The organism is Acinetobacter qingfengensis, assembly GCF_008693185.1.
Lineage (GTDB): Bacteria > Pseudomonadota > Gammaproteobacteria > Pseudomonadales > Moraxellaceae > Acinetobacter > Acinetobacter qingfengensis.
Genome location: NZ_VXKN01000007.1, coordinates 142,921 through 154,491, shown reverse-complemented (window position 1 = coordinate 154,491; position 11,571 = coordinate 142,921). Strand labels below are relative to the sequence as shown.

The 11,571-nt window shown below is 36.5% G+C and carries 10 protein-coding genes; 5 read left to right on the top strand and 5 right to left on the bottom strand.

Features of this window, described 5'->3' with window-relative positions; genetic code table 11:
* Nucleotides 1-169 precede the first annotated feature (169 nt).
* Both F4V57_RS10415 and F4V57_RS10410 read left to right on the top strand, forming a co-directional pair.
* The gene (locus F4V57_RS10415; protein ID WP_070070274.1) at nucleotides 170-1,360 is read left to right on the top strand and encodes an MFS transporter; all 1,191 of its coding nucleotides are present in this window, start codon (nucleotides 170-172) and stop codon (nucleotides 1,358-1,360) included.
* Between the two features lie 257 nt (nucleotides 1,361-1,617).
* Nucleotides 1,618-2,322 carry an SIMPL domain-containing protein gene (locus F4V57_RS10410; RefSeq protein WP_227515700.1) on the top strand — a complete coding sequence of 235 codons (705 nt, stop codon included), beginning with the start codon at nucleotides 1,618-1,620 and terminating at the stop codon, nucleotides 2,320-2,322.
* A gap of 64 nt (nucleotides 2,323-2,386) precedes the next feature.
* On the opposite strand, the gene F4V57_RS10405 is transcribed toward F4V57_RS10410, so the two are convergent.
* Nucleotides 2,387-2,737, bottom strand: coding sequence for a hypothetical protein (locus F4V57_RS10405; protein WP_070070272.1), 351 nt, complete (start codon nucleotides 2,735-2,737; stop codon nucleotides 2,387-2,389).
* 106 nt (nucleotides 2,738-2,843) lie between these two features.
* Nucleotides 2,844-3,185, bottom strand: coding sequence for a DMT family protein (locus F4V57_RS10400; protein WP_070070271.1), 342 nt, complete (start codon nucleotides 3,183-3,185; stop codon nucleotides 2,844-2,846).
* 232 nt (nucleotides 3,186-3,417) lie between these two features.
* On the opposite strand from F4V57_RS10400, the gene mpl reads away from it, so the two are divergent.
* A complete protein-coding gene (gene mpl, locus F4V57_RS10395) occupies nucleotides 3,418-4,779 on the top strand; it encodes a UDP-N-acetylmuramate:L-alanyl-gamma-D-glutamyl-meso-diaminopimelate ligase (RefSeq protein ID WP_070070270.1) in 1,362 nt (453 codons plus the stop codon).
* Nucleotides 4,780-4,842: 63 nt separating this feature from the next.
* On the opposite strand, the gene F4V57_RS10390 is transcribed toward mpl, so the two are convergent.
* The 3 genes from F4V57_RS10390 to aspT form a co-directional block, all read right to left on the bottom strand.
* Nucleotides 4,843-5,136 carry a GNAT family N-acetyltransferase gene (locus F4V57_RS10390; RefSeq protein WP_070070269.1) on the bottom strand — a complete coding sequence of 98 codons (294 nt, stop codon included), beginning with the start codon at nucleotides 5,134-5,136 and terminating at the stop codon, nucleotides 4,843-4,845.
* 239 nt (nucleotides 5,137-5,375) lie between these two features.
* Nucleotides 5,376-6,968 carry a bifunctional aspartate transaminase/aspartate 4-decarboxylase gene (locus tag F4V57_RS10385; RefSeq protein ID WP_070070268.1) on the bottom strand — a complete coding sequence of 531 codons (1,593 nt, stop codon included), beginning with the start codon at nucleotides 6,966-6,968 and terminating at the stop codon, nucleotides 5,376-5,378.
* Nucleotides 6,969-7,008: 40 nt separating this feature from the next.
* The gene (gene aspT / locus F4V57_RS10380; RefSeq protein WP_070070267.1) at nucleotides 7,009-8,694 is read right to left on the bottom strand and encodes an aspartate-alanine antiporter; all 1,686 of its coding nucleotides are present in this window, start codon (nucleotides 8,692-8,694) and stop codon (nucleotides 7,009-7,011) included.
* Nucleotides 8,695-10,135: 1,441 nt separating this feature from the next.
* Between aspT and F4V57_RS10370 the strand changes: the two genes are divergently transcribed.
* Both F4V57_RS10370 and F4V57_RS10365 read left to right on the top strand, forming a co-directional pair.
* Nucleotides 10,136-10,657 carry an RNA polymerase sigma factor gene (locus F4V57_RS10370; RefSeq protein WP_070070266.1) on the top strand — a complete coding sequence of 174 codons (522 nt, stop codon included), beginning with the start codon at nucleotides 10,136-10,138 and terminating at the stop codon, nucleotides 10,655-10,657.
* A gap of 10 nt (nucleotides 10,658-10,667) precedes the next feature.
* The gene (locus tag F4V57_RS10365; RefSeq protein ID WP_070070265.1) at nucleotides 10,668-11,558 is read left to right on the top strand and encodes a FecR family protein; all 891 of its coding nucleotides are present in this window, start codon (nucleotides 10,668-10,670) and stop codon (nucleotides 11,556-11,558) included.
* The last annotated feature ends 13 nt before the right edge of the window (nucleotides 11,559-11,571 follow it).

The window sequence follows — 11,571 nt, the reverse complement described above, 5'->3', positions numbered from 1 at the left end:
GTGAGAGTAAGTCATCGCCAGCTCATTATTCTAACCCCCGGTAGTCATCCTGCCGGGGGTTCTTCTTTTATCCAAATAAAATCCATATTTTAAATACTCCCTCAGCCTTGCATATGATTCCAGATAAGTGTTTATTTAACGTATACTGTGAACAAATTTGGAGTATTTGATGGATATTTCTGCGTCACAGTTAAGTCGTGGTACGAAAGCCTATTATGCTGTGCTATTTGCATTATTTATTGCTGGCTTTAATTCTTTTTCTTTACTGTATTGTGTGCAACCCATGATGCCGGAGTTGGCACAATTTTTTGCTAAGAGTGCAACACAAACGAGTTTTTCTCTTTCATTCTCTACGATTGCATTGGCATTTGGATTGTTAATTACTGGTTTTGTCTCTGATGCACTGGGAAGAAAGCCCGTAATGGTAATTTCATTATTAAGTGCATCGTTTTTTACAATTTTTAGCAGTTTTATTCATTTTTGGCATTTTTTTCTGCTTAGTCGTATTGCAATAGGTTTAGCCGTAAGTGGTGTAGCTGCTGTAGCAATGACTTATGTTGCCGAAGAAGTAAGACCATTAGATATTGGTTTTACAATGGGTTTGTATATTTCTGGAACTGCTATTGGAGGGATGAGTGGTCGGCTGATTTCAGGTGTTATGCTGGAATACTTTAATTGGCATTTCGTAATTTTATTTTTAGGAATATTAAATTTAGTTTTATCCATCTGTTTTCTTTTTTTACTACCAAATTCTAAAAATTTTACGCATACCCCTTTTGCTTTGACACAATTATTAAAAGGTTTTAAGTTACATTTAAAGAAAGCTCAATTAAGAATTTTATTTTTACAAGGTTTTATTCTGATGGGCTGTTTTGTCACGGTATATAACTATTTGAATTATTATCTTTTGCAATCCCCATTTTCTGTAAGTCAGAGCACTTTGGGATTGTTGGCTAGTGCTTATTTGGCAGGAATTTATAGCTCACCTCGTGCTGCAATCTGGGGTGAAAAATATGGATCTAAACGTGTATTATTAGCCATGTTATTTTTAATGTTGTTATGTTTGTGGTGGATGGCCAGTGTTCAAAACTTTTTCATTTTGTATGTGGCATTAGTGGGTTTTACGCTGGCATTTTTTGCAGCACACTCAACGGTAAGCAGTTGGATTTCTAAAACTGTTGCACAACAGCGTGCTGTAGCAGCTTCATTATATTTATTTTGTTATTATTTAGGTTCAAGTGTGTTAGGAAGTGGTGGTGGGCTGGTATGGGAAGATTATGGCTGGTTTGGTCTGACAGTTGCGATTTCAATAGTTCTCTTGTTGGGACTATACTTTGTTCTAAAACTAAAAGATCAATAACATTGTCTTCATAATTAATCCATATCATTAGTTTATATTAACCAACATAGAGTTAAACAACCCTTGAGGATATTAAATTATCCTCGTTTTTCTGGCCTAGATTCCCCCCAAGAAATCTAGGCTTTTTTTTATTGTTAGATTTACATTTCAATGATGAAATATACAGTACACCAAGTTGCTACATAGTATGAAAGAAATTAAAACTATAATTTAAATAATTAGGAAATGCCTTTCATTTTAATGGGAATCGTACAATCATGATATCGTTAAATCATAAGATGGCTGTGATGCTGATCGCAGGAATAGGAAGTTTTATACCTGTTTCGCAAGTTTTTGCAGAAAATAATCATCGTATTATTAATTTACAGGCTGAAGCAATCCGTCAGGTAGAAAATGATGAAATGCAAGCTATTCTCTATTCAGAGCTAAGTGAAAAAGATACTGCGGCTCTGGCAAATAAATTAAATCTTACAACTAACCATGCATTACAGCTTGCGAAAGCTTATCCTCAGATTAAAGTTCGTTCAGGTAATCAAAATACATACCCTATCTATAATGATAAACAAGTACTTACAGGATGGCGAGGTCGAAGTCAGATTGTGTTGACTGGGCAAGATTTTAAACAAATGGGCGATTTAATTGCAAAGTTACAATCTAGTATGAAATTACAAGGAATTAGTTTTAATGTTTCTGATGTACAAAAACAAAAAGTTGAAACAGAATTATATGTAGAAGCTTCGCGTGCATTTCAACAACGAGCGCAATCCTTACTGGCGCCGTGGAGTGCAACTCGTTATGAATTGGTTAATTTGAATTTAAATATCAGTGGTGGTTATTCACCTAGACCCATGCTTGAAATGGCAGCTTATAGTATGAAATCGGCAGATGTTACAACACCACAACTAGAAGGAGGGGAGAGTACGCTTCGTGTGATTGCCAATGGCAGTATCCAGTTGCAATAAATAAAAAGTTGGAGTGATCAACTGAAACAGTTCATAAGATACAGATGGGCTGTTTGCTTATATTTTAGTGATCTAATAGATCGATAATAACTTGTGTAACATCCTGGCTTAGTTCGCGATCATTGAAAATTTCAAAAGCAGTGATGGTGATATCGGTATTGGAAGGTAATTCACGTTGTTCTTCTTCAATTAATTGTTGAATGGGTAATACAGTTTGCTTTATAGAAAATAAGTCAATATTTTCAAATGGAATGATTTCATCTTCAATGACTAACGGTGCTTTACTTAAATATGGACGAATCACTTCTGGAATCAAGGACTGTAAATCAGTGATATCGAATAGAGTGATTTCACGGGATTCATCATGTTTACCTAGATTTTCACGTGCCTCAATGACGACATGATAATATGTCATGGTGATTAACCCCTATATTGCAGAAAATTTAACATTCACTATGCGCAATAATCTTTAAATACGCAAGCGCTTTATCATCCTGTAAAGATTTTTAAAATATTTAAAGTTAATTTTGACTTCTAAATACAAAGTAAACACAACCTAGTAAACAGAATCCTGCCCATAGATAATCTAATTTCAAAGGTTGCTTAAAAAGTAGCAACATGAAAGGCACAAAAACAATTAATGTCATTGCTTCCTGAGTAATTTTCATCTGTCCAAGTGACCAACCATGTGCATCTAGTATACGTGTTGCCGGAATCATAAATGAATATTCCAGTAATGCGATGATCCAGCTAAATAAAATCGCTTGCCAAAGTGGCGCATCATGTAAGTATTTCAAATGCCCATACCATGCCAGTGTCATAAAACAGTTGGAAATGATTAAAAAAATAAAAGGCAAACTCATGGCAATGCTCAATTTTAAATATTTTTTATTCTAAACTGATTTTTAAATCAGGGAAAATCTGATGTGATTAATCAAACTAATTTTGATGATTTAAGTGTTCAGCTATAAAATCGCAACAGAAATTTTAGTAAGGACGCTATCTTTTCTTGATGTGCCTTGCTATCGTGCTATGAAAATTTTATGGTCAAAAACTCACATTAAAACGTGATTTATGAATAAGAGAGAACATCACATGCATCTGCATATTCTGGGTATTTGTGGCACCTTTATGGGGTCATTGGCGTTGTTGGCAAGAGAGCTGGGTTATACGGTTACCGGAAGTGATCAGAATGTTTATCCGCCGATGTCTACACAGCTTGAAAATGCGGGCATTCAATTGATGCAAGGGTATGATCGGAGTCATCTACAACCTCATCCTGATCTGGTAATTGTAGGGAATGCCATGGTACGAGGAATTGATGCGGTAGAATACATGCTGGATGTTGGGCTGGCATATACTTCTGGTCCACAATTTTTGGCTGATCATGTTTTACAGGGAAAACATGTTTTAGCAGTTGCAGGTACACATGGAAAAACGACCACAACGACCATGTTGGCATGGGTGCTTGATCAGGCCGGATTAAATCCGGGATTTCTCATTGGTGGTGTGCCTTTAGGGTTTAGTTATAGTGCTCGTTTAGGTAGTCAATATTTTGTTGTTGAAGCAGATGAATATGATTCTGCATTTTTTGATAAACGCTCCAAGTTTGTCCATTATCATCCACGTACAGCAATTTTAAATAATTTGGAATTTGATCATGCTGATATTTTTGATGATTTAGCTGCGATTCAAAAGCAATTCCACCATCTGGTACGAACCATTCCAGGTAGTGGACGTATCATTGCACCAATTACCGAAGGCAATATTGATGAAGTTTTAAAAATGGGGTGCTGGACACCGGTGATACGTACCAGTTTGACAAGCAACGATCAGGCAGCGATTTATGCTGAATTGATTGCTGATGATGGTAGCCACTTTAAAGTCTTGAAAAATGGAATTGTACAAGGTGAAGTACAATGGCAGATGACAGGACAGCATAGTGTCGCAAATGCTTTGGCAACGATTGCCGCTGCTGAACATATAGGTGTGGCAATTCATACAGCATGTGAAGCATTATCTTGCTTTGGTGGTGTAAAACGTCGCATGGAATTACTTGGCACAATTCGTGGTATCGAAGTTTATGATGATTTTGCCCATCATCCAACAGCCATAGCAACTACTTTGGATGGAGCACGTAAACGTCTTGGTAAACGCCGTTTATGGGCAATTATCGAGCCACGTTCTAATACCATGCGTATGGGTAATCTTAAAGAAAGTTTGGCAAATTCTGCATGTGTTGCAGATGAGGTTATCTGGTATCAACCTGAAGGGTTGGATTGGGATTTGCAATCTGTAGTGTATGCAGCACCTAATCATGCACAGGTTAGTCAATCTCTGGATGAAATTATTCAGCGTGTAAAAAATGAAGCAAAATCTGGTGACGCTGTGGTGATTATGTCCAATGGTGGTTTTGGAGGTTTACATCAAAAATTACTTGCTGCTCTAAATGTATAATATGTAAGGACGGAAAATGGGATAGTTGAAAGGACCATCCCATTTTTGTTTCACGTGGAACGGTCAAATTGCTTTAGCCAGCACATCTCCAAGTTGTTGATCACGCTGAAACATGATGACAGCGTATGAACATATCGGAATAATGGTTGCATGGCTGTTTCGGGCAAAGGCAATAGCAGCATCAAATAATTGTTTGGCCACGCCTTGTCCACGCAGGGATGGATCGACCCAAGTATGATCAATACTAAATTGATGTGTTGTATTCCAGAAATAGGTAAGTTCGGCAATTTTTTGTCTTGAATTATTGTGAATAAAGAACTCACCTCGTTGAGCGGTATTTTTATGTTGAATTTCCATGATTATTACCTTCTGATTTCTATTTTATAAAAAGAGTAAAACATAATTTATGAGAGGATAGTGTATAACTCACATATTTGAATCAAATCAGTTGATTTGAAAATCAGTTTTCTATTTTTCTCTATAAAAGTAAATTTGAATTAAAGCCTCAAACAGTATGACTGTTGAGGCGATGTTGTTGCACAATATTCAAAATAATTGAGCATTTTTTTGAGCTTATTTAAAGTTGATATTTATGATCAAGAATGTTCATTTTGATATTCTTGATAGTAAGCTTCGGCAAAAGCTCTTAAGGATTTACCAATTGCTGCATATTGATATTCATTTAAATTAGCCAATGATGCTCTGGCACCAGCATGTGTTACCCCAAAACCTGATGCCGGTAATAAAACCACACCTGTTTCATCGGCAACTTTAAATAACAGATCAGTTGGATTTTTGATTCTATTCATCCAGTCTGCAAAATCATCACCATATAGCGAACGACAAGTCTGATCCAGATCAATCAAGGTATAATAATCAACACTGTTGTCATTGTCCTGATGCTGGACACCAAGTTGTCGGTATAGGGCTGCATCACGATTACGAATTACAGTTTTTAGGGCTTTTTTATAGCTTTCTGCTGCATCCATCATGTTAAACAAGGCAAATAAAACCATTTGTACTTGTTGTGGTGTGGATAATCCGGCAGTGTGATTAAGTGCAACAGTTCTGCTATCAGCGACCATACGATCAATCATTTTCAATTGTGCAGGTTCAGCCGTTAAAGATGAATAACGTTCGGTAAGTATCTGTTGATCCTTTGCTGCAAGCTGCTGAATTTTCTGATCCAGAATATTATTATGGCTCAAAGCAATGACGCCTAAACGCCAACCTGTGGCACCAAAGTATTTTGAGAAAGAATACACCAGTATGGTGTTATCAGGACAAATTGAAAATAAAGATTGAAAATTATCAGCAAATGTTCCATACACATCATCGGTTAACAAGATGAGGTCAGGGCGTTTGGTGATAATGTCTGCGATAATATCGAGGCTCTCATCACTGATTTTGACAGAAGGTGGATTGCTTGGATTGACCAAGAAAAAGGCTTTAATCGATGGATCTTCAAGTTTACGCAATTCGGATTCTGGATATTGCCAGTCAAGGGCAGGATCAGCAGCAATATGAACCTGTTCAAGCTGGTAATCATTAAGTTTTGGAATTTCCAGATATGGCGTGAATATGGGTGAACCAATCGCAATTTTATCACCGGGATTTAAAATTTTATTTTCTTTAAGGGAATTGAAAATATAAGCCATTGCAGCTGTACCGCCTTCAACTGCAAATAAATCAAATCCATCACTATTTAGGTTTTTAATGCCCATTTCACGAATAATATATTCTTTAATGATTTCTTCAGATATACGCAGCATTCGATCTGGTACAGGATAGTTACAACCCAGAACACCTTCAACCATTTCCAATAAAAACTGATCGGCATCCAATCCCAATTGATCGCGAATATAGGAAATGGCTTTATTTAAAAAAAGTACGCCGGTTTTATCTTTGTTTTCTAAAATAAAGTCATCAAAACGTGCCATTAAGCCCTGACTACGTGGAAAGCCACCAATACCTTCCGACATATAAGCAAAGGAGAATTCGGATTCAGTGGCTGCGAATAGACCCAATTGAAAAAAAGCTCGGCGTGGAATGGTTGCCATAAAATTTGGATTACCACGACCAGCATTTAACATCAGTCGATCAGTACGACTTTGTGCCAGTGCCATGAGGTTATCTTTTAGTTCAAATGGGCTAAGTTTTGCATATTTAGAATAATCGGTAGTTGACATGTTTTTCTCCAATATCATTTTCCGAATTTGAAAGAAAGATTTATACAAATGCTACGATTAATGGCCCAAGTAGGGTCAGAAATACATTGGCCAGTGCATAGGTGATTGCAAAAGGTACGGTAGGAATAGTGTTGCCTGCTTTATCGAGGATTGCACCGAATGCAGGATTGGCGCTGCGAGCACCGGAAAGAGCGCCTGCCAAGATTGCTGCATTGTCATAACGCAATATGTAACGTGCAAAAAGCATGGAAAAAAGTAAGGGAACTAAAGTGACTACTACACCAATCAGAAACAGGGATAGGCCACTTTGTTTGATGGTTTGTATGGCTTGTAAGCCTGAATTTAAACCAACTACAGCAACAAAACCGGCCAGTCCCAGATCTTTTAAAATTTGTGAAGCAGCAGGGGACATTGCTCCCCGAGTTTGGTGACGGGTTCTTAACCAGCCAAACAATAGTCCTGATAACAATGCACCACCGCCGGCACCTAATGTAATGGGAATGCTGCCAATTCGAATGACAATCAAACCAATTAACAGTCCCACAAACAAACCGGCACCATGAAAAATCCAGTCGGTTTTTAGGCTATTAGGAATTGGCGTTCCACCTTCGTGTGCAAAGCGTTTAAGATCCTGTTCTGCACCATAAGCGGTGATGACATCGCCTGCTAAGACTTTGGTATCGTTACTTAAACTGATCGGTTCATCATCACGTTTAATACTGATGATATAAATTCCGTGTTTCACAATTGCAGCAGTTGAAGATTTGATATCACCTAAAGTCCGACCAATATAGGCTTGATTTTTTAAGACAATATCTATGGTAGACATGACCAGATCAAAACCATCAACCGACTGTAATTCCTTGCCAATTTTTTCAGAAATAGCAACCACATTAGTCCGGTGCCCTACAATGAGAACGATATCATTGGTTTGAATTATGGTATCAGGAGTAATATCTATTAGGCGATTTTTACGCTTGATCCGTTCGACAGTGATATTTTGTCCAAATGTTTCCAATTGGGCAACTGTTTGCCGATTAATTTTCTCAACTTGGTAAATCCGGCCAACGATGTCGGGTGTTGCCAGTGATTGTCCGGACGTAAGGACAAAGGCGCCTTTCAATTGCTGATTCTGAGCTTTGATAGCATCATCATGAATATCCTTCCCCATGAATTTAGGTAAAATATTGACACAAACAATGATTGCACCAAGAGAACCAAATACATAAGTAACTGCATATCCTACAGCAACATTCGATTGTAATTTATGTATTTCATCCAGAGGTAAATCTAGTCGTGCAATCGCATCACTGGCAGTACCAATAATTGCTGACTGTGTCATCCCACCTGCGGCCAGACCAGCAGCCAAACCCTTGTCCAGATGAAATAATTTTGCCATTAGTAAAATGGTGAGTAGTCCAATAACAGCCATAAATGTTGCAAGAATGATTTCTCTAATAGAATTAGGCCCTAGTGATTTGAAAAATTGAGGACCACTTTCAAAACCTACTGCATAAATAAACAAGGCAAATAAAATCGATTTCACCCCATTATCAATTGGAACATTAAGTAAGCTCAGTGCTACGCCAACAATTAAGGAACCTGCCACGCCACCAAGTTGAAATTTTCCAATCTGGAATTGACCGATCCAGAAGCCAATTGCCAATGATAAAAAAATGAGTATTTCGGGAGAATGACTAAGCTGACTTTGTAACCATGCCATAATCTTGTCCTTTTATGTGACAATAGGTAAAAATTTTTGCCTATTGTTTTTACAAACTTTGATCATTTATTAGATATTGAATAGTAAGAGAAGAGCAAAAGTTGCCATCATTTAGCCAGAATATTTAGAAAGTAATTTATGATGTTATCGCTTATATACTCCATATCTTCAGACTATTAAATATCCTCAGTATGGTCATTTGACTTACAAAACTTTATTCACAGTACACATGTAAATACTAATGAAGCTCAGATTTTGTTTGAATTTCCAGACTACTATCGACCTGCATTAGGTAAAGATCAATGCAACAATGTATCCAATTTGTAAGTAAATTGGTACACACTAAGTAATTCAAAATGACAGGGTGTTTTTTGAGATTCAGTATTAAAAATATCTTGTAAATTAACTTAAGGCTATGATAAGTAATATTTTATTTTTAAATTTTTATTGTTGCATTAGTTTGATATTTTAAAGGTTTTCTGAGTAAAGAATTCATTTGTTAAGCAATTGTGAATAAATAAGGCTTGATTTTTTGATCAACGCAGTAAGTGATTTAACATTGATTTTACAAAAAAATTACATAGCTTTGTATGGAAAGCATGTTTTCAGCTCTCAGGATGGATTCATCAGTATTTATGCTTAGCTATATGGTCTTTTAAGGTATGGTAGAGATAGGTTTTAGCTTGTCAGCAATTGATATTGGCATAACATTTTAGTGGTGTGATGGCATTGTCAAAACTAAGTACACAAGTGGTTGCTGCGACCGTAAGTCAGAATTATGCGATTCCGGCAGATAGCCTGGATAATGTACTTAATCGTTTTGCAGCTTAAAATCAGATTGATCTCAGTATTGATGGGCGATTAACTGCAGGAAAAAAGAGTACATAACAGGACAATATAGTATTGCACAGGGGTTCGAGCAGATTTTGAAATCTATTACAGCCTCAAAAATAATAATCAGGGTTATGTTCTGGTAGAGAACTTATAATCTGTACAGATACAGGATATTTTTCGACATAACAACGACTGTTAATCAAGTTGCCCGTTCACAAGGTAGTTTTGCTGTGGTGGATTTAAGGGCACGTTATCAGATTAATGAATATATAAATTTGGGTTTAAATATTACCAACCTGTTTGATAAAAAATATAAATCTAATTCTCTAGGTTAAGTGTATATGGTACACCAAGATCTGGCACAATTTTTTAGGGTTTAAATTCTGATATAAGGAGGAATGTATATGAATTGAATGTAAATAAATAAGTACTTAAAATTTTCAAAATCTTTAAGACGAAGTAATGATTAACTGATCTTGTAGATTTTATATTACTATATATTTTATAATATATTTATCGGTATTTTGTGCGATTCGATGCCCAAAAACAGCATTGTCAGTCTGTACATAATTGCATATAATTCTCATTACATTCTATATCCATCCTGTATATGGCAAATAATTCTTTGATCGATACTCTGGTCATACATAATGATGAGCTGGTCAACTATATTAGCTATCGTTTTGGTGATCGCCAATTTGCTCAGGAAGTGGTACAGGAAACCTGTATTCGGGTATTACAAAAAACCATACAGCCTGAAGATATTCAAAGTCCTATGGCTTTTTTACGTACGGTTTGTATGCGTGTTGCTATTGATTGCTATCGTAAAGAAAAATCAGTAAACGAATGGCTAGATTTTTGTGAAATACCGCAAGAAATAGAAATATCTCATTATCGAAGATTAACCTTCCCGGAACTACAATTTGCTAAACAACAACGAGAACAAATTTTGCTAAAAACCATTCAGCAACTGCCCGACAGTTGTAGGGATGTTTTTATTTTGACGCAACTTTATCACTATTCCCAATATGAGGTTGCTCAACAATTACAATTATCACGTGGAATGGTGGCAAGATATTTAGCCAAGGCATTCAAATTAATGCAACCGATTATTTTGACTCACGATGAGTGAAGGTTAGTACATGCCACGCCAAGATGATCAAAAACAATTAAAAACACAAAAGCAAGTACAGCAGGCACTCATACCTTTTGAAGATGCATTAATTGCGCAATTACCCAAACCAGAAGAGATTATTCAGGCTGCTTTACAACGGCAACAAAAGCAGCGTCGACGTCAAAAGAATATTTTATCATTATTATTTTTGGCGACACTTGGCGGGATATGGTGGTGGAATCCTGTATATGATCAGCATTATTTAAGTACTGGAATTGGCGAACAAAAAGATTATATTTTATCGGATGGTAGCCAGATTAAACTGAATACAGCAACACAATTACAAATTGCTTACCATCTGCGTTCCAGAAATATTCAACTTGAACATGGTGAAGCAACCTTCCATGTAAAACATGCATTTTGGCATGCCTGGTTACCATGGGCAGAACGCCGTTTTGAAGTACGTAGTGGAAATATCCGTATTGAAGATATTGGTACGGTGTTTAATGTTCGTCAATTTACAGCAGATCATACACAAGTAGCTGTTTTACAAGGACAAGTCCAAGTATGGTCAGCAGATCAACAGCAAACTATGTTGTTAAAAACCGGTGAAAGTCTGATGACTTCTATTGGACAATTGAACACATTGCAGCAATCAGTGGACGTACAACAATTAATTGCATGGCAGAAAGGTCATTATTATTTTAATAATCAATCACTCGCAGAAGTTTTAGCAGAATTAAATCGTTATGGTGAACTACCAGTAAAAATTCAACAGGGGCAATTGGGGCAATTAAGAATTTCTGGACAAGCCAATTTGGCTCATAGAATGCAGCTAATACACGCTTTACCAACATTTTCAGCTGTAAGCATAGTGCAGGATGAACAAGGAATTTTCTGGATTAAAGCAAAAAAATAAAAATATTTTATTT

What these genes read in the sequence shown, in the direction of transcription:
- F4V57_RS10415 (WP_070070274.1), top strand. Translation starts at nt 170, where the DNA reads ATGGATATTTCTGCGTCACAGTTAAGTCGTGGTACGAAAGCCTATTAT.
- F4V57_RS10410 (WP_227515700.1), top strand. Translation starts at nt 1,618, where the DNA reads ATGATATCGTTAAATCATAAGATGGCTGTGATGCTGATCGCAGGAATA.
- F4V57_RS10405 (WP_070070272.1), bottom strand. Translation starts at nt 2,737, where the DNA reads ATGACATATTATCATGTCGTCATTGAGGCACGTGAAAATCTAGGTAAA.
- F4V57_RS10400 (WP_070070271.1), bottom strand. Translation starts at nt 3,185, where the DNA reads ATGAGTTTGCCTTTTATTTTTTTAATCATTTCCAACTGTTTTATGACA.
- mpl (WP_070070270.1), top strand. Translation starts at nt 3,418, where the DNA reads ATGCATCTGCATATTCTGGGTATTTGTGGCACCTTTATGGGGTCATTG.
- F4V57_RS10390 (WP_070070269.1), bottom strand. Translation starts at nt 5,136, where the DNA reads ATGGAAATTCAACATAAAAATACCGCTCAACGAGGTGAGTTCTTTATT.
- F4V57_RS10385 (WP_070070268.1), bottom strand. Translation starts at nt 6,968, where the DNA reads ATGTCAACTACCGATTATTCTAAATATGCAAAACTTAGCCCATTTGAA.
- F4V57_RS10370 (WP_070070266.1), top strand. Translation starts at nt 10,136, where the DNA reads ATGGCAAATAATTCTTTGATCGATACTCTGGTCATACATAATGATGAG.
- F4V57_RS10365 (WP_070070265.1), top strand. Translation starts at nt 10,668, where the DNA reads ATGCCACGCCAAGATGATCAAAAACAATTAAAAACACAAAAGCAAGTA.